Raw genomic sequence first — 16,377 nt, 5'->3', positions numbered from 1 at the left:
CAACCGGGTCAATTCTCGATGGAAATCCCGGGTCACTTCTCAGTGGCAATCAACACATGGTCACCCTCCCTTGTGTCGCCCGGGCTCCCCGGCCGATCTGGTATGACTCATAACAATTCTGTTAGGCGGCGCAACAGGCTTCTGCGAGCCTGGTCGTATGCAACACAAACTGTTGCCTTAACGCCACCACCACGCCGTCGCGCGCATCTCGATGCTCACCCGCGGCGGCGCATCGGCGGGGCAACCGGGCAGGTCGAAAGCGACATGGGGCACGTGATGCGCCAGCGCCGGATCGCCGTCATGCGTCTTGAAGAGGATCGCCTCGTCGGGGTTCAGATCGAGGAACGCATGCCAGCGGTGCGCCGGATTGTGCGCCACCACCAGCCCCTCGAACGACCATTCGGGCTTGCCCGGCTCGTCGAACACCGCATCGGCCGCAATCAGGTCTTCGGGTGCCAGCGAGCGCGCATCGCACAGCGCCAGCGGCACGTCCTGCGGCGCCCGCGAAAGCGCGCGCCACACGTTGTAGTGCGCGCAGCGGACATAGGGACGGCCCTCAGCGCCCCGCTTGGCGAACTGAGCCGCCGTTCCATCCGAAATATCGATATGCGCAAAGCGCGCCGGCATTGAATTGTTCAGGCTGCCCGCCAGCCCCGACCGCTCTGAAAAACGCAGCAGCCCCGGCGCGCCGACATGCACAAAGTCGGCCCCCGTCTCCGCCTGAACCAGTTCCTCGATCTCGCGCATGTGCACGCGCGCAACCTCGTCGCGATCCCGGAAATCGCGCACCGCGCTCCGATGCGAAACGAGCTGGAAGCCTTCGCTGTCGATGGTCGTGTCGGCAGCGCGCCCATCAAGCACCGGCATCATCACCGGCGCGATATCGACTTCATCCCGTTCATGGGCATTGGCGTGATAGCGCGGGCGGGCAAACTTGCGTCCTGAATAGGCAATCAGGGCTTCCATCGCTCAGACTCCCCAAACCCGGCGCCAACACTCACCCCTCGTCATTGCGAGGAGCGGAGTGACGAAGCAATCCAGAGCGTCAGAGAGCAACCGCTCTGGATTGCTTCGCTCCGCTCGCGGGTGACGAAGCCCGGGATGTCTCTACCCCGCCAGCTGCGTCTCCAGTTCGCCCAGCACGCGGTAGCAATCGAGCACCTTGCCCACCGACGAATTGGGCTCACGCCCCTCGCGGATCGCCGCAATGAACTCGCGGTCCTGCAACTCGATCCCGTTCATCGAAACGTCGACCTTGCTGACATCAATCGGCTCTTCCTTGCCGTTCACCAGATCGTCGTAGCGCGCGATATAGGTGCCTGTATCGCCGATGTAGCGGAAGAACGTCCCCAGCGGCCCGTCGTTGTTGAACGAAAGCGAGAGCGTGCAGATCGCGCCGCTCTCGCTCAGCAGCTGGATCGACATGTCCATCGCGATGCCCAGTTCGGGATGCATCGGCCCTTGCAGCGCATTGGCCTTGACGATCCGGCCCGCCTGATAGGCGAACAGGTCCACCGTATGCGCGGCGTGGTGCCACAGCAGGTGGTCGGTCCACGAACGCGGCTCGCCCTTGGCGTTGATGTTGCGGCGGCGGAAGAAGTAGGTCTGCACGTCCATCTGCTGGACGGCGAACTCGCCCGCCTTGATCTTGCCATGCACATACTGGTGGCTCGGATTGAAGCGACGGGTGTGGCCGACCATGCAGGTCAGCCCCGTTTCCTTCTGCTTCGCCAGCACCGCCTCGCTGTCCGCCCAGCTGTCCGCCAGCGGGATTTCCACCTGCACGTGCTTGCCCGCATCCATGCAGGCAATCGCCTGGCTCGCATGCATCTGCGTCGGCGTGCAGAGGATCACCGCATCGACGTCGCCCAGCGCCAGCGCATCATCCAGCTCGGTCGAGCTATGCTTCGCGCCATACTTCGCGGCCACGGCGGCGGCCTGCTCGGCGGTGCGCGAGATGATGGAGACGATCTCCACCCCCTCGATCTTCTTCAGGCCATCAAGGTGCTTCTCGCCAAAGGCGCCGGCACCAGCGAGTGCTATTCTCATTTCACCCTCACAAAATGGGGACAGTCCCTATTTTTCGGGAAGGCCCGTTTGGCGATCAACTTGTTGCTTCTCGATCAATAAAAAGGGGACAGTCCCCATTTGGTCAGTCCGCTGGCTCCAGGACGATATGGCCGATGGCCGTGTTGCTGCACGGAATGTGGTAGTGCCGGTGCAGGGTCTTGACCTTCTTGCCCAGCGCGCCGCGCATGATCAGCCACATCACCATCTCGATGCCCTCGCTGCCGGTCTCGCGCAGGTATTCGATATGCGGAATCCACCGCACCGCGTCGTCCTCGCTTTCCAGCATGTCGAGGAACCTGTTGTCCCACTCGCGGTTGAGGAGGCCGGCGCGCGGGCCCTGCAGCTGGTGGCTCATCCCGCCCGTGCCCCAGATCTGCACATTGAGGTCTTCCGGAAAGCTCGCCACCGCGCGGGCAATCGCCTCGCCCAGCGCCCAGCAGCGGTTCCCCGAAGGCACCGGGTAGGTGACGACATTGACCGCGAGCGGCACGACCTTGCACGGCCACTTGTCCGGCTGGCCGAACATCATCGAGAGCGGCACTGTCAGGCCATGGTCGACGTCCATCTCGTTGATGATCGTCATGTCGAAATCATCGAGGATCAGGCTTTGCGCGATATGCCAGGCAAGGTCGGCGTGGCCTTCCACGTCGGGCACCTGACGCGGACCCCAGCCCTCGTCCGCCGGCTTGTAGCGCTCGCCGCAGCCGATCGCGAACGTCGGCACGATCTTCATGTCGAAGGCGCTCGCGTGGTCGTTGTAGACCAGCACCACCACGTCCGGCTTCTCGGCCTTCTCCCATTCGCGGGTCCACTCATACCCGGCGAAGATCGGGCCGAAATAGTCGTCCCCGGTCTTGCCCTGATCGACCGCCACACCCAGCAAGGGCACGTGGCTGGAACCGACGCCAGCAGTAAGACGCGCCATCTCAATACCCTCCCTTGATCGAGCGATTGCCGATGGGAGAGCGCCCGCCCTTCAGCATCATGTCCCGATACTCCGGGAACGTCATGTCGGTCATCGTGCTCACCGCCTCGGCAAAGCTCAGGCCATCGGTCGAGAACAGCTTCGAGAGGAAATAGACGTTCCCCCCAAGGTCGAGCAGCGTGTTGTAATCGCGCTTCAGCAGCGCCTGCTTCGCTTCCTCGGAGATCGGCCATTCGTCGAGATAGGCCCGCTCGTCCGCCTTGAACCGCTCCCGGTTCTCGTGCGTCATCAGGCTCATCGCGAACTGGTTGATGTGGTATCCCTTGCGCGCCCGTGCCGCAGTATAGACGCGCGTGCCCGGGATATCCTCCAGCTCGGCCAGATAGGCATGAATATCCGTGCTGGGCCTGGTCTGCTCACTCACTTGCCCATCTCCTTGAGGCGCTTGTCGAGGCGCGGATAGACGCGGCGGGCGTTGCCCTCGAATATCGCGTGGCGCGCCGCGTCGCTGATATCGAGCGCGTCGACATAGCGCTTGGTGTCGTCGAAATAGTGCCCGGTCGTGGGATCGATGCCCCGCACGGCGCCGACCATCTCGCTGCCGAACAGGATGTTTTTGGTCTCGATCACGTCGGCCAGCAGGTTGATTCCCGGCTGGTGGTAGACGCAGGTATCGAAGAACACGTTGTTCATCAGGTGGCTCTGCAAGTCCGGCTTCTTGAGCATGTCCGCGAGGCCGCGATAGCGCCCCCAGTGATAGGGCACCGCGCCGCCGCCATGCGGAATGATGAAGCGCAGCGTCGGGAACTTGGAGAACAAGTCGCCTTCCAGCAGCTGCATGAAGGCAATGGTATCCGCCGCGATGTAATAGGCCCCCGTCGCGTGCTGCGCCGGATTGCACGATCCCGAGACGTGGATCATCGCCGGCACATCCAGTTCCACCATCTTCTCGTAGAGCGGGAACCAGGTGGGATCGGTCAGCGGCGGATGCTTGAAGAAGCCGCCGCCCGGATCGGGATTGAGGTTGCAGCCGATAAAGCCGAGCTCGGTCACGCAGCGTTCCAGCTCGGCGATCGAGCTGGTCAGGTCCGCTTCTGGCGATTGCGGCAGCATGCACACGCCCGCGAAGGTCTCGGGGAACAGCCCCACCACCCGCGCGATCAGGTTGTTGCACGCCTGCGCCCACGGCACCGCGACAGACTGGTCCCCCACATGCGGCGCCATCGCGCTCGCGCGGGGGCTGAAGATCGTCATGTCCGCCCCGCGCTCCCTGATCAGGCGCAGCTGGTTCGCCTCGATCGTCGCGCGGATCTCGTCATCCGAGATTTCGGGATAGGGCGGGCACGGCGTTCCTGCCTTGAACGCGGCCTTCTGCGCCTCGCGCCATGCGTCGTGTGCCTCGGGCAGCACGGTATAGTGGCCATGGCAGTCGATGATCATCGTCATTCTGCAGCTACCTTTTCTGCGGAAAATGGTGCGGCCTTCCCGGCCATATCGCGCTGGCGCTGGATGGTGCCGCTGGTCATCACCGGCTCCACGCCGAGCGAAATCAGCGTCTTGGCGCTTTCTTCCATCTCCGCAGCGCGCCGAGCCCCGTGCGTCGTCATGCGCTCCAGATTGTAGGCCGCGCGCGCTGCCCAGCCTTGCGTCTTCTCGCTCGCATCGAGCGAGGCGAGCACTTCATCGGTCACGCCCGCCGCTTCCGCCGCCAGCATCATCTCCGCCGTCAGCGCCTCGATACCCTTGACCATGACCGAGCGGATCATCTTGATCGCCGAGGCCCGGCCGACTTCGCCGCCCACCACGCGCACGTTCGCAAAGCCCGCGCCGCGCAGGGCCTCGGCCGCTTCCTCCGCCGCCGCGCCCGAAACCAGCATCGGCACATTCATCCGCGCCGGGTTCACCGGCGCCAGCACCGCGACATCGACATAGCGCCCGCCCGCCGCTTCGACCGCCAAGGCCGCCGCGCGCTTGGTATCGGGCGCCACCGAATTCATGTCGCACCACAGCGCGCTGGGCTTCAGCAGCGCCGCGTAGTCCTTCGCCGCCGCCAGCGCCGCATCCGCCGTGACAAGGCTGAGCACCAGATCGGCATCGGCCAGCGCACACTCCGCCGTGGCGCAGACGAGCACGCCGGCGGCTTCCATCGCCGCGCGCCGCGCCGGCAGCACGTCATAGGCAGCCGCGCCGGCTTCCCAGCCAGCCGCCTCGGCGAAGGTGGATCCGGCCTCACCAAAGCCGATCAGGGCAATCAGGGAACTTGGCAAACTCTCCATGTGGCCCTCCTGCGTCGCGCAGAAAGACCAAACAAATGCAAATCTCGGCGAGCCTATAAATTTATGCGAATTCCTCTGCAGCCACCCGCCGCAGCAGCGCCAGAAACGCCGCCTGCGGTCCCGTCGGCTGCCACCCCTCGCGCGTGGTGATCCCGATCCGCCGCCGCACCGGCGCGGGCGTTGGCAGGCTCGCCAGTACCCCCGCCTGCAACTCCACCGCCAGCTGCGCCGGACTGAGCAGGGTCAGCGCATCCGATCCCAGCAGCAATTGCCGCACCGTCAGCACCGAACCGCACTCGATCCCCACCTCAGGCGGCTTGGCCCCCGCCGCGCGCATCATCCCCTCCCAATACTGCCGCAATGGCGTCCCCCGCGCCGGCAGCACCCAGGGATAGTCCGCCAGCCGCGCGCCGACCGGATCAGCCACCTGCGTCAACGGATGCCCGCTGCGCATCACCAGTTGCGGACTGTCCTCAAACACCGGCTCCTGCGCCAGGTCTTCCAGCACCACGCCTTCGCGCAATGCGCCCAGCATCAGATCGATCTCGCCATCGCGCAGCGGTCCCGCCAGTTCGGCATGGCTCCCCTCCACCACCGCAATCGCCACCCCGGGATGCGCCCCGTGAAACCGCAAGATCGTCTCCGGCAGCCACCGCGCGCGGCTGAGCGGCATTGCCCCCACCACGATCCGCCCCGCCGCCTTGCCCTGCCACGCCGCCACTTCTGCCAGCCCGCTGCGCAGTTCCGCCATGGCGAGGCCAAACCCCCGCGCCCGCCGCTCGCCTTGCGGCGTCAGCAGCACCCGCCGCCCGCGCCGGTCGACCAGCCGCGTGCCCAGCGCCACCGCCAGATCGGCCACCGCGCGGTGGAGCGAAGCCGCCGAAAGCCCCGTCGCCTCCGCCGCCCCCGCATAGGACCCGGCGCGCGCCAGCGCGAGAAATGCCCGCACCTGCGTCCCCGTCACCCGCGGCGAACCGATCTGCGCAATCGCCGCCTCAGCCCGCGGCGCCAGCAGCCTTGCCGGCTCGGTCGGCGCCATGCCCCCCGATCCCCGCTCGAACAGCGCGCAGCCCAGCTCCGCCTCCAGCCGCGCAATCGCCTGCGTCAAGGCAGGCTGCGTCAGGTTCACGCTGCGCGCCGCGCGCGTCACGCTCCCATGCCGCACCGTCGCAGCGAACGCGGCATAGTGCCGGATATTGTAGGCAGGCTCGGTCACTGCAGTCGCTTAGCATTTCCTTATGGCCTGCGCCAAACATTGCATTGGCCCCTGCCCGCCCCCGGGTCAAAGGAAGCCCAAACCAGTCCAACGGGAGAAGCCCATGTCCGGTATCGTCGTCCAGAACATCGAGCGCGCGGATCCCGCCGTGATCGACGGCCTCGCCGCCTGCGGGGTCGCCACGGTCCACGAAGCGCAGGGCCGCACCGGCCTCCTCGCCAGCTACATGAGGCCCATCTATCGCGGCGCGCGGATCGCAGGCAGCGCACTCACCATCAGCGCCCCTCCCGGGGACAACTGGATGGTCCACGTCGCCATCGAACAGCTCAAGGCGGGCGACATTCTCCTCCTCGCCCCCACCTCCCCGTGCGAGGACGGCTACTTCGGCGACCTCCTCGCCACCAGCGCACAGGCGCGCGGCTGCCGCGGCCTCGTCATCGACGCCGGCGTGCGCGATGTGCGCGATCTCACGGAAATGCAGTTCCCCGTCTGGTCCAAGGCGATCTACGCGCAGGGCACGGTCAAGAACACTTTGGGCAGCGTCAACGTCCCCGTCGTCTGCGCCAACCAGTTCGTGAACCCCGGCGATGTGATCGTAGCCGATGACGACGGCGTCTGCGTCGTCCCCCGCGCCAATGCCGAGGCCGTCCTGAAAGCCGCACAGGCCCGCGAAGCCAACGAAGGCGAAAAGCGCGAAAAGCTGGCGGCCGGCGTCCTCGGCCTCGACATGTACAAGATGCGCGAGCGCCTCGAGAAGGAAGGCCTCAAGTATGTCTGATGGCGGCATCCCCTGCATGTGGATGCGCGGCGGCACCTCCAAGGGCGGCTACTTCCTCAAGAACGACCTGCCGCAGGACACCGCAGCGCGCGACGCCTTCCTGCTCGCCATGATGGGCAGCCCCGATCCCGTCCAGATCGACGGCATGGGCGGCGCCGATCCGCTCACCAGCAAGGTCGCGGTCGTCTCCAAATCCGCCCGCGAAGGCATCGACGTCGATTACCTGTTCCTGCAGGTTTTCGTCGATCAGGCCATCGTGACGGACGCACAGAACTGCGGCAATATCCTCGCCGGGATCGCCCCCTTCGCCATCGAGCGCGGCCTCGTCGCCGCGACCGGCGATGAAACCCGCGTGAGCATCTACATGGAGAACACCGGGCAAGTCGCCGTCGCCACCGTCCAGACGCCCGGCGGACAGGTCACCTACAAGGGCCGCGCCGCCATCGACGGCGTCCCCGGCACCCACGCCCCCGTCCCGCTCGAATTCCGCGATACCGCCGGCTCCTCCTGCGGCGCGCTGCTCCCCACCGGCAACGCGGTCGATGTCGTGAACGGCGTCCCCGTCACCCTGATCGACAACGGCATGCCCTGCGTCGTGATGAAGGCCGAAGATGTCGGTATCACCGGCTACGAGGATCGCGACTGGCTGGACAATGCCGCCGACCTCAAGGCGAAGATCGAAGCGATCCGCATTGCCGTCGGCGAACGCATGAACCTCGGCGACGTGACTGCCAAATCCGTCCCCAAGATGATGCTCGTCGCCCCGCCCAAGCACGGCGGCGCGGTCACCGTGCGCAGCTTCATCCCCCACCGCGCCCACGCCACCATCGGCGTCCTCGGCGCGGTCAGTGTCGCCACCGCCTGCCTGATCCCCGGCTCCCCCGCCGCCGAGGTTGCCGTGATCCCCGAAGGCCCCCGCAAGACCCTCTCGGTCGAGCACCCCACCGGCGAAATGAGCTGCGTCCTCGAAGTGGATGAGACCGGCGCCGTCCGCACCGCCGCCCTCCTGCGCACCGCGCGCAAGCTGATGGACGGGGTGGTTTTTGGCTGAGGCAGCGCCAGCATGCTTCGACAAGCTCAGCATGAGCGGAGTTGGGGCAAGATCGAACAAGACCCGCTCGTCCTGAGCTTGTCGAAGGACCACAGCGCGACGGAAGGAATACAATGACCAACCCGACCTCTGGCCCGACCTCTGGCCGCATCACCAGCTGGCACGCCGCCCCCTCAAAGCCGCGCTACACCCCGCCCCCCGGCGCGGTCGATGCGCATTGCCACGTCTTCGGCCCGATGGCCCAGTTCCCCTTCAGCGCCAAGGCCAAGTACCTGCCCGAAGACGCCGGGCCGGACATGCTGTTCGCCCTGCGTGACCACCTCGGTTTTTCCCGCAATGTCATCGTGCAGGCCAGCTGCCACGGCACCGACAACGCCGCCACGCTCGATGCCATCGCGAAGTCCAACGGACTCGCCCGCGGCGTCGCCGTCGTCGATCCCGCCATTTCCGAAGCCGATCTCGCCGCCCTCCACGCAGGCGGCATTCGCGGCATCCGCTTCAACTTCCTCAAGCGCCTCGTCGACGATGCACCCAAGGACAAGTTCCTCGAAGTCGCCAATCGCCTGCCCAAGGGCTGGCACGTGGTGATCTATTTCGAGGCCGATATCCTCGAGGAACTGCGCCCGTTCATGGACGCCATTCCCGTCCCCCTCGTCATCGACCACATGGGCCGCCCCGATGTCCGCCAGGGCCCCGACGGCCCCGACATGCGCGCCTTCCGCGCCCTGCTCGATGCGCGTCAGGACATCTGGTTCAAGGCCACCTGCCCCGACCGTCTGGACGCGATCAAGGAAGGCGGCGCGGGCGATCCGTGGCACGCCTTCGCCGCCGCCGTCGCGCCCTTGGTGGCGGACTATCAGGACCGCTGCCTCTGGGGCACCGACTGGCCGCACCCCAATATGGAAACCGAGATTCCCGACGACGGTCATCTCGTCGACATGATCCCGCGCATCGCCCCGACCGAGGAGCTCCAGCGCAAACTCCTCGTCGACAACCCGATGCGGCTCTACTGGTCCGACTGAACCGGCAGCCGGTAGCCCACCGCCGGCTCATTGAGGATCACGCCCTCGCCCAGCTTCTTGCGCAGCGCGCTCACCGCCACGCGCAAGTAATCGACGTGGTCTTCATGCGCCGGCCCCCACACCGCGCGCAGCAGGTAGCGGTGTGTCAACACCCGCCCCGCATTGCGCGCGAGCTCGGCCAGCACCGCGAATTCCTTGGGCGTCAGCTTCACCGGCTCGCCGCCCAGCGTCACCGTCCGCCGATAGAGATCGATGGCCGCCGCGCCGACTATGACCGGGTCCTGGTTCTGCGTGAGGTCCAGATCGGCCAGATTGTCGATGAAGCTGGTCAGCCGTGCCGTCTCCCCCGCAACTTCGTGCAGCACTTCCACATCCCCGCCCCCGGCCCGTTGCAGCTTGCGCAGACCGGCGGCAATGCTGTTCAGATGTGGCCGCACATCGCTGCCGATCGAACCCAGCAGCGCCGAACGCAGCGCATCCCGCTCGCGCAGCACCACGTTCTCGCGGCCTGCGCTTTCCAGCCGCGCCCGCGCCAGCGCCAGCGCCACTTGATCGAGCAGGTTCTCGAGCAGCGACAGGCGCTCAGGCTCCACAGGCGGCATGCCGTCGCTGCGTGCAAGGCCGACCGCCGCCAGCGTCCCCGTCGCGCCACAGACCGGATGGAATTGCCAGTCGGTCAGGCTTCCGCCCGAAACGTGGCGCCCCGCCGTTTTCCCGTGCTCCAGCGTCTGCGCCGCCACCGCCAGATCGGCAGCGGTCAGCCGGTCGACTCCCGCCGTCCCCGCGATCATCCGCACTTCGCCCACGCCGCAGACCACGCAGGCATGGCAATCGAAGATTCGCGCCAGCTCGCCCGCTGCCACTTCGGCAATCGCCACTTCATCCGCGCAGGACAGCAGCCGCCGCGCGAACCCCGCGATTGTCGCATTGCGCCCGGCATGGAACGCCGCGATCTCGCCCTGTGCCTTTAGCGAAGTGACCAGATGGCTCGTCACCAGCGCCACCAGCAGGAGCATCGCCACCGTCACGATGTCGCCGGTATCGTGGACCAGCAGCGTATAGTAAGGCTCGGTGAAGAAGAAATTGTACGCCAGCGTCGCCGCCACTGCCGCCAGCAGCGCCAGCCACCGCCCGGCAAAGGCCGCCGCCGCCAGCACCGGCGGCAGATAGACCAGCACGACCGGAAAGCTCTCCCAGCGCGGCGCCATGGCGAGCCCCGCCGCCGTCGCCAGCGCGAACATCACCAGCACCGCGCCCGCCCCCAGCCATGTCGGGCGCGGCGGAGCAGCGGGCGTGAAGGGGCCGGGGTTCATGGCGCCATCCTAGGCCTGCCGAGCCGCGATGTCGCGCCCTGCGTTTGCAATCCACATGGAAACTTAATGCCCTTCAGGCGCACTTGGCGCGGCATGACAGCCCCGGACTCCGCCGCCCAAGCGGCATCACCCGCCCATTCCTCCAGCCGCGCCGCGCTCACTCTCGGCGCGCTCGGCGTCGTGTTCGGCGATATCGGCACCAGCCCGCTCTATGCGCTGCAGGCCACACTCGATCCGCGCTACCACCTCGCCACTTCGGTCACCGACCTCTACGGCGTGGTCAGCCTGATCTTCTGGCTCTTCGTCTTCGTGGTGACGGTGAAGTACGTCTTCATCGTCATGCGCTGCGACAACAAGGGCGAAGGCGGCAGCCTCGCGCTCTATGCGCTGATCCACCGCCAGCTCGGCGAAAACGCGCCCAAGCGCTGGCTCCTCACCGGCGCGCTCTTCGCCACCGCGCTGTTCTTTGCCGATGCCATGCTCACCCCCGCGATCTCGGTGATCTCCGCTGTCGAAGGTCTCGGCGTCGTCAGCTCGGCCTTCAAGCCGTGGATCGTGTGGATCGCGCTCGCCATCCTCATCGGCCTCTTCGCCATCCAGAGCCGCGGCACCGAGAAGGTCGGCCGCCTGTTCGGTCCGATCATGCTGATCTATTTCTCGACCATCGCGGCGATGGGCGTGCACCACATCATCCAGCACCCCGCCGTGCTCATGGCCCTCAATCCGCTCTACATGGTGAGCTACTTCCAGGCCCACCCGCTGTTCTCGTTCCTCTCATTGGGCGCCATCGTCTACGCGATCACCGGCACCGAGGCGCTTTATGCGGACATGGGCCATTTCGGCCGCGTGCCGATCACCACGGCGTGGCTCGCCATCTGCGTCCCAGCACTGATGGCCAACTACATGGGCCAGGCCGCAATGCTGATCGAGCATCCCGAATTCGCCGACAACCCCTTCTTCCACATGGTCCCGCCCAGCCTGACCATCCCGCTCCTGATCATCGCCACGCTCGCCACGATCATCGCGAGCCAGGCCGTCATATCCGGCGCCTTCTCGGTCACCCAGCAGGCGATCCAGCTCGGCTTCCTGCCGCGCCTGCGTATCCTGCACACCTCCAGCCACGCGCAGGGCCAGATCTACGTGCCCGCGATCAACTGGGCGCTCGCCTTCATGGTCGCGGTCCTCGTGATCGGCTTCCAGGCCTCCGCCGCGATGCTTCCGGCCTATGGCCTCGCCGTCGTCGGCACAATGCTGATCACCACCCTGATGCAATACATCGTCGTCTTCCGCATCTGGCGCGCGCCGCTGTGGCAGAGCATCCCCGGCTTCGTGACCTTCGTCGCGGTCGACTCGGTCCTCCTCGCCTCGGGCCTCGCCAAGCTGTTCGAAGGCGCGTGGTTCCCGATCTTCATCGGCCTGATCATCTTCACCGTGATGACCACCTGGGCCACCGGCCGCAGTCTGATGCGCACCAGCATGCTGGAAGACAGCCTGCCGCTCGGCGTCTTCATCAAGTCGGTCGCAACCACGGTGAAGCGCGTGCAGGGCACCGCGGTGTTCCTCTCGGCCTCGACCCACGCGCTGCCCGCCGCCCTGCTGCACAACCTCAAGCACAACCAGGTGCTTCACGAGAAGATCGTGCTGCTCACCGTGCAGGTCGAGGACGTGCCGCAAGTGAGCCCCGAGCGCCGCGCCGAGTTCCACCCGGAAGGCCATGGCTTCTACCGCATGGTGCTCCACTACGGCTTCATGGAAGACATCGACATCCCGCGCGAGCTTTCCGCCGCCTGCACCGGCACCGACCTCACCTTCGAGCCGCTCCACACCAGCTACTTCCTCAGCCGGCAAAAGCTGATCGCCTGCCGCGCCATCCCCGGCATGGCGCTGTGGCGCGAACACCTCTTCGCATGGATGCTCAAGGTCTCCGAAAGCGCGATGGACTTCTTCAAGCTCCCCACCAACCGCGTGATCGAACTCGGCAGCCAGCTCAGGATCTGACCGGAGAGCCCCCTCCTCTTCAGAGGAGGGGGTTGGGGGTGGTGCTGATCAGGCACACCGCCCCCTTGCCCTTGCCCCTTGGCCCCCGCTACCGTCCGGCCTGACCACAACAGGACCGAACATGCCCGGCGGACTAGCAGCCCTTCTCGACGATATCGCCACCATCGCCAAAGTCGCCGCCGCCTCGCTCGATGACGTGGGCGCGGCGGCGGGCAAGGCGGCGGTCAAGTCCGCCGGCGTGGTGGTCGATGATACCGCGGTCACCCCGCGCTATGTCACCGGCTTCACACCTGACCGCGAACTGCCGATCATCTGGCGCATCGCGAAGGGTTCGCTGTTCAACAAGCTGGTGGTGATCACCCCGGTGATCCTGCTGCTCTCCGTTCTGCTGTCCTGGATCATCACCCCGATCCTGATGGCCGGCGGCGCCTTCCTCTGCTTCGAGGGCGCCGAAAAGGTCATCCACGCGCTCACCCACAAGGAAGACCTCGCCGCCGAAGCGCAGGAAATGGCCGCGCCCGGCCACGAGGAAACCATGGTCAAGGGCGCGATCCGCACCGATTTCATCCTCTCGGGCGAGATCATGGTCATCGCGCTCAATGAAGTCGCCGCCAAGGGTCTGGCGCTGCGGGCCTCGGCGCTCGTCATCGTCGCCATCGCGATCACGGCTGCGGTCTACGGTGTGGTCGGCCTGATCGTGAAGATGGACGATATCGGCCTCCACCTCGCCAAGCGCGAAGGCGCCGCCACGCGCGCGCTCGGCCGCGGTCTCGTCAAGGCGATGCCCCACGTCCTCACCGCGCTCGCCGCAATCGGCACCGCGGCGATGCTGTGGGTCGGCGGCCAGATCGTGGTCCACGGCGCGGGGATGCATCCGCCAGAATGGCTCGGCCTCCACGAAGGCTTCACCGCATGGCTGGCAGACGTCGCGATCAGCGGCCTGATCGGCCTTGTGCTAGGCAGCGTGATTGCCGGAGCGCTCCACGTGGTGAAGCGCGGGCACTAGGCCAGCACCGGCCGCCGCTTCAGAATATCGCCGCTCACCGCTTCCCACGCCGCCGCCACCGCAAGGCATTCCGCATCGGCGTGCACAGGCGCTGCGATCTGCAAGCCGATCGGCAGACCCGCAGGACCAAACCCCGCCGGCACCGCCACCACCGGGCAGCCGGTCAGCGTCACCAGACAGGTCGCCATCATCCACTCGTGATAGGTCCGCATCTGCAGCCCGGCAATGTCCTTCGGATAAGTCCACTCCGCCGGAAACGGGAACAGCTGCGAGCTGGGCATCACCCAGTAGTCATAGCGCCGGAACAGCTTGGCCACCGCCCGGCTCCAGCCAGAGCGCACCGCGCTCCACGCGTTCACATCGAAGGCGGACAGCGCAAGGCCCCCCTCCACTTCCCACACCGCCGCCTCCTTCAGCAGCGCCCGCTTGGCCGGATCGCGGTAGAGCGCCAGCAGGTTGCCGCCCTGCTGCCAGTGCCGCAGCTTCACGAAGGCCTGCCATGCCTGCTCCACCGGGAAATCGGGCACGGCATCCTCCACCACCGCGCCCATGTCCTCGAACCGCGAGAGCGCCTTGCGGCAGGTCTCGAGCACGCCCGGTTCATAGGGCACCGCGCCGCCCAGATCGCCCGCCCAGCCGATCCGCTTGCCCTTCATCGCCTCGGGCCGGATCGCGCGATAGGCCTCGCCGCCGCCTTCCAGCATCAGGGGCCTGCGCGGATCGAACCCAGCCTGCACCGAAAACAGCAGCGCCAGATCGGCCGCATTTCGCGCCATCGGCCCCGCCACACCCATCGAGACCAACCAGTCGTCCGGGGAATCGTTGGGGACCCGCCCCAGACTCGGCCGCAGCCCGAACACACTGTTCCACCCCGCCGGATTGCGAAGCGAACCGCCATAGTCGCTGCCGTCCGCCAGCGGCACCAGATCAAGCGCCAGCGCGACCGCGCCCCCGCCGGTGCTCCCGCCTGCCGAACGCGTCAGGTCCCACGGATTGCGCGTCGTCCCCCACACCGGATTGAAGGTGTGGCTGCCAAGCCCGAACTCGGGCGAATTGGTCTTGCCGATGAAGACCACCCCGGCCTTCCGCAGCCGCTCGACCATCAGCCCGTCCGCCGCCGCGATCTGATCCTTGAAGATCGGCGATCCCATCGTGAACGGCAGCCCGGCGACGGCGGAGAGGTCCTTCACCGCATGCGGCAACCCATGGAGCGGCCCCAGCGCCGCGCCAGCCTTAACCGCCGCATCCGCCGCAGCCGCTTGCTTGAGCAGCCCTGCCCGGTCCTGCAGCGCGATCACCGCATTGACCTTGGGATTGAGCCGCTCGATCCGGTCGAGATAGGCCGACATCACCTCGACTGCCGAGACCTGCCCCGCCGCAATCATCCCGGCCAGCTGGTGCGCCGGCAGTGCCGTGATAGGCCCCGAAGGCGTCGCAGCCCCAACCCGCGCCTCCGCCAGAACAGCAGCAGATGCAGCGCCAAGCGCCAGGGCGGATCGCCGTGTCAGGCGGGGAGTTTGCACCATCGGCGCATTGAAGCGCGAGGGTTCAGTCGGCGCAAGGCCCTAAAGCCCCTCCCGCTCATCCTGAGCTTGTCGAAGGGGGGAGGGGTTGGGGTGGGCCAGCGGTCAGGAGTGACGATGATCGAGTGGAGCGTGGACTTCTCTGCCACTTCCCTGTCCGTCGCCCCGTGCTTGACACGGGGCTTGGCTTTCCTCGCAGCCTCGCGTTGGCATAAGGTAGCAATGGAGAAGGGCGGTTGGGTCTACATTATGGCGAACCGCTATCGTGGCGGGACGTATGTCGGCGTTACTTCCAATTTGCTCCGGCGGGTTTGGCAGCATCGGGAGAATAAAGGCTCGATGCATGTCAAGGACTTCGGAAAGACCAAGCTCGTCTACGCCGAACGGCACGAGGAAATCGAACCAGCCATTGCACGGGAAAAGCTCGTCAAGAAATGGCGCCGCGAATGGAAGTTTGCGCTGATCGAGGCAGACAATCCTGATTGGCTCGACCTTTGGGATCAGTGGTATCCGGCAGGCGCGGTGCCGAGCGGCGAGGCCCAAAGTTAGCCAAGCCCCGTGTCAAGCACGTGGCGACGGTAGGGTTCTATTGGCGATTGTAAGCCATGATGGCTGGAAATTGGGGGGGTCCCACCCAACCCCCAATCGCCCCCTCAATCCCAGCCCAGCACCTTGCGCTGCTGCCGCGCCACCCCGGCGGGTGCGCTCTCCAGCATCAGCCGCGTCACGAAATGGCCCTGCGCCACGCCGCCGCGATAGAAACCCCAGTCGTCGATCGCCTCGGGTGCGATTTCCACCTCGTCGCCCTCGGCAAAGCCCGGGCTCACCGGGCGGTTGAGCAGTCGCCCGAAGATCCGTCCCTCGCGCCGCACCACGTCCCCCGCCCAGATGGATTCGTTGTTCGCGCTGTCCGTCCCGTGCAGCAGATTGAACTTGATCGCGAAGTTCTCGTCCCCTTGCGCCTTCGCCTCCAGCGCGGCCCAGAACTGCGGCAGCGCCGCGACCGCCTCCTGCTTGGCGGCGAGCAGGCGCGGATCGTCCCGCTCGAACGCCACACCGGCGCTCGGCCTGAGGAAACGGTAGAAGCAATAGACGACAACTGCGACGATCAGACCGCTGACAAGTCCCGACATGATCCGCACTCCGGCAAAGGCACACGTCGGCTGCCTAGCGGGACTGAGTAAAGATACCGCGAAAGC

16 protein-coding genes are annotated in these 16,377 nt (G+C 66.4%); 6 read left to right on the top strand and 10 right to left on the bottom strand.

Going from position 1 to position 16,377, the window contains the following annotated elements; translation table 11 throughout:
* Positions 1-177: 177 nt before the first annotated feature.
* The 7 genes from IP83_RS11080 to IP83_RS11050 form a co-directional block, all read right to left on the bottom strand.
* On the bottom strand, positions 178-966 hold the full coding sequence (locus IP83_RS11080; protein ID WP_054122279.1) for a CmcJ/NvfI family oxidoreductase: 789 nt from the start codon (positions 964-966) through the stop codon (positions 178-180).
* A 141-nt stretch (positions 967-1,107) separates the two neighbouring features.
* A complete protein-coding gene (locus IP83_RS11075; protein WP_054122278.1) occupies positions 1,108-2,049 on the bottom strand; it encodes a Gfo/Idh/MocA family oxidoreductase in 942 nt (313 codons plus the stop codon).
* A 103-nt stretch (positions 2,050-2,152) separates the two neighbouring features.
* On the bottom strand, positions 2,153-2,995 hold the full coding sequence (locus IP83_RS11070) for a class III extradiol dioxygenase subunit beta (protein ID WP_054122277.1): 843 nt from the start codon (positions 2,993-2,995) through the stop codon (positions 2,153-2,155).
* 1 nt (position 2,996) lies between these two features.
* Positions 2,997-3,419, bottom strand: coding sequence for a protocatechuate 4,5-dioxygenase subunit alpha (gene ligA, locus IP83_RS11065; RefSeq protein WP_054122276.1), 423 nt, complete (start codon positions 3,417-3,419; stop codon positions 2,997-2,999).
* The gene (locus tag IP83_RS11060) at positions 3,416-4,441 is read right to left on the bottom strand and encodes an amidohydrolase family protein (RefSeq protein WP_054122275.1); all 1,026 of its coding nucleotides are present in this window, start codon (positions 4,439-4,441) and stop codon (positions 3,416-3,418) included. Before IP83_RS11060 ends, ligA begins: the two co-directional genes overlap by 4 nt.
* On the bottom strand, positions 4,438-5,271 hold the full coding sequence (locus IP83_RS11055; RefSeq protein WP_054122274.1) for an NAD(P)-dependent oxidoreductase: 834 nt from the start codon (positions 5,269-5,271) through the stop codon (positions 4,438-4,440). The genes IP83_RS11060 and IP83_RS11055 overlap by 4 nt, the downstream gene beginning before the upstream one ends.
* Before the next feature lie 61 nt (positions 5,272-5,332).
* Positions 5,333-6,487: a LysR family transcriptional regulator gene (locus IP83_RS11050; protein ID WP_054122273.1), complete on the bottom strand. Its 1,155-nt coding sequence runs from the start codon at positions 6,485-6,487 to the stop codon at positions 5,333-5,335.
* Positions 6,488-6,590: 103 nt separating this feature from the next.
* On the opposite strand from IP83_RS11050, the gene ligK reads away from it, so the two are divergent.
* The 3 genes from ligK (at position 6,591) to IP83_RS11035 (ending at position 9,338) form a co-directional block, all read left to right on the top strand.
* Positions 6,591-7,265, top strand: coding sequence for a 4-carboxy-4-hydroxy-2-oxoadipate aldolase/oxaloacetate decarboxylase (gene ligK, locus IP83_RS11045; RefSeq protein ID WP_054122272.1), 675 nt, complete (start codon positions 6,591-6,593; stop codon positions 7,263-7,265).
* Complete coding sequence (locus IP83_RS11040) at positions 7,258-8,316, top strand: 4-oxalomesaconate tautomerase (protein ID WP_054122271.1); 1,059 nt, start codon at positions 7,258-7,260, stop codon at positions 8,314-8,316. Before ligK ends, IP83_RS11040 begins: the two co-directional genes overlap by 8 nt.
* A gap of 113 nt (positions 8,317-8,429) precedes the next feature.
* Positions 8,430-9,338 carry an amidohydrolase family protein gene (locus IP83_RS11035; RefSeq protein ID WP_054122270.1) on the top strand — a complete coding sequence of 303 codons (909 nt, stop codon included), beginning with the start codon at positions 8,430-8,432 and terminating at the stop codon, positions 9,336-9,338.
* On the opposite strand, the gene IP83_RS11030 is transcribed toward IP83_RS11035, so the two are convergent.
* Positions 9,323-10,651: a DUF4118 domain-containing protein gene (locus IP83_RS11030; protein WP_054122269.1), complete on the bottom strand. Its 1,329-nt coding sequence runs from the start codon at positions 10,649-10,651 to the stop codon at positions 9,323-9,325. The two genes, IP83_RS11035 and IP83_RS11030, sit on opposite strands and share 16 nt — an antisense overlap.
* Before the next feature lie 93 nt (positions 10,652-10,744).
* Here IP83_RS11030 and IP83_RS11025 point away from each other — a divergent pair, with 93 nt between their 5' ends.
* Together IP83_RS11025 and IP83_RS11020 are read left to right on the top strand one after the other, a co-directional pair.
* Positions 10,745-12,649 (top strand): potassium transporter Kup, encoded by a 1,905-nt coding sequence (locus IP83_RS11025; protein WP_054122268.1) that lies wholly within the window; start codon positions 10,745-10,747, stop codon positions 12,647-12,649.
* Between the two features lie 121 nt (positions 12,650-12,770).
* A complete protein-coding gene (locus IP83_RS11020) occupies positions 12,771-13,655 on the top strand; it encodes a DUF808 domain-containing protein (protein ID WP_054122267.1) in 885 nt (294 codons plus the stop codon).
* Here the strand turns inward: IP83_RS11020 and IP83_RS11015 are convergent.
* A complete protein-coding gene (locus IP83_RS11015) occupies positions 13,652-15,181 on the bottom strand; it encodes an amidase (RefSeq protein WP_054122266.1) in 1,530 nt (509 codons plus the stop codon). The two genes, IP83_RS11020 and IP83_RS11015, sit on opposite strands and share 4 nt — an antisense overlap.
* Positions 15,182-15,400: 219 nt before the next feature.
* Between IP83_RS11015 and IP83_RS11010 the strand changes: the two genes are divergently transcribed.
* Entirely contained in the window at positions 15,401-15,727 is a 327-nt protein-coding gene (locus tag IP83_RS11010; RefSeq protein ID WP_054122265.1) for a GIY-YIG nuclease family protein, read from the top strand.
* 104 nt (positions 15,728-15,831) lie between these two features.
* On the opposite strand, the gene IP83_RS11005 is transcribed toward IP83_RS11010, so the two are convergent.
* Positions 15,832-16,311: a DUF2314 domain-containing protein gene (locus tag IP83_RS11005; RefSeq protein WP_054122264.1), complete on the bottom strand. Its 480-nt coding sequence runs from the start codon at positions 16,309-16,311 to the stop codon at positions 15,832-15,834.
* Between the last annotated feature and the right edge of the window lie 66 nt (positions 16,312-16,377).

It is taken from the genome of Novosphingobium sp. AAP93 (assembly GCF_001296055.1).
GTDB lineage: Bacteria > Pseudomonadota > Alphaproteobacteria > Sphingomonadales > Sphingomonadaceae > Novosphingobium.
The sequence above is the reverse complement of the archived record's forward strand: the minus strand, read 5'-3'. Positions and strand labels throughout refer to the sequence as shown.

Excerpts from the sequence above, each read along its gene's own strand:
- IP83_RS11080 (WP_054122279.1), bottom strand. The coding sequence starts at position 966 with ATGGAAGCCCTGATTGCCTATTCAGGACGCAAGTTTGCCCGCCCGCGC.
- IP83_RS11075 (WP_054122278.1), bottom strand. The coding sequence starts at position 2,049 with ATGAGAATAGCACTCGCTGGTGCCGGCGCCTTTGGCGAGAAGCACCTT.
- IP83_RS11070 (WP_054122277.1), bottom strand. The coding sequence starts at position 2,995 with ATGGCGCGTCTTACTGCTGGCGTCGGTTCCAGCCACGTGCCCTTGCTG.
- IP83_RS11060 (WP_054122275.1), bottom strand. The coding sequence starts at position 4,441 with ATGACGATGATCATCGACTGCCATGGCCACTATACCGTGCTGCCCGAG.
- IP83_RS11055 (WP_054122274.1), bottom strand. The coding sequence starts at position 5,271 with ATGGAGAGTTTGCCAAGTTCCCTGATTGCCCTGATCGGCTTTGGTGAG.
- ligK (WP_054122272.1), top strand. The coding sequence starts at position 6,591 with ATGTCCGGTATCGTCGTCCAGAACATCGAGCGCGCGGATCCCGCCGTG.
- IP83_RS11040 (WP_054122271.1), top strand. The coding sequence starts at position 7,258 with ATGTCTGATGGCGGCATCCCCTGCATGTGGATGCGCGGCGGCACCTCC.
- IP83_RS11035 (WP_054122270.1), top strand. The coding sequence starts at position 8,430 with ATGACCAACCCGACCTCTGGCCCGACCTCTGGCCGCATCACCAGCTGG.
- IP83_RS11030 (WP_054122269.1), bottom strand. The coding sequence starts at position 10,651 with ATGAACCCCGGCCCCTTCACGCCCGCTGCTCCGCCGCGCCCGACATGG.
- IP83_RS11025 (WP_054122268.1), top strand. The coding sequence starts at position 10,745 with ATGACAGCCCCGGACTCCGCCGCCCAAGCGGCATCACCCGCCCATTCC.
- IP83_RS11020 (WP_054122267.1), top strand. The coding sequence starts at position 12,771 with ATGCCCGGCGGACTAGCAGCCCTTCTCGACGATATCGCCACCATCGCC.
- IP83_RS11015 (WP_054122266.1), bottom strand. The coding sequence starts at position 15,181 with ATGGTGCAAACTCCCCGCCTGACACGGCGATCCGCCCTGGCGCTTGGC.
- IP83_RS11010 (WP_054122265.1), top strand. The coding sequence starts at position 15,401 with ATGGAGAAGGGCGGTTGGGTCTACATTATGGCGAACCGCTATCGTGGC.
- IP83_RS11005 (WP_054122264.1), bottom strand. The coding sequence starts at position 16,311 with ATGTCGGGACTTGTCAGCGGTCTGATCGTCGCAGTTGTCGTCTATTGC.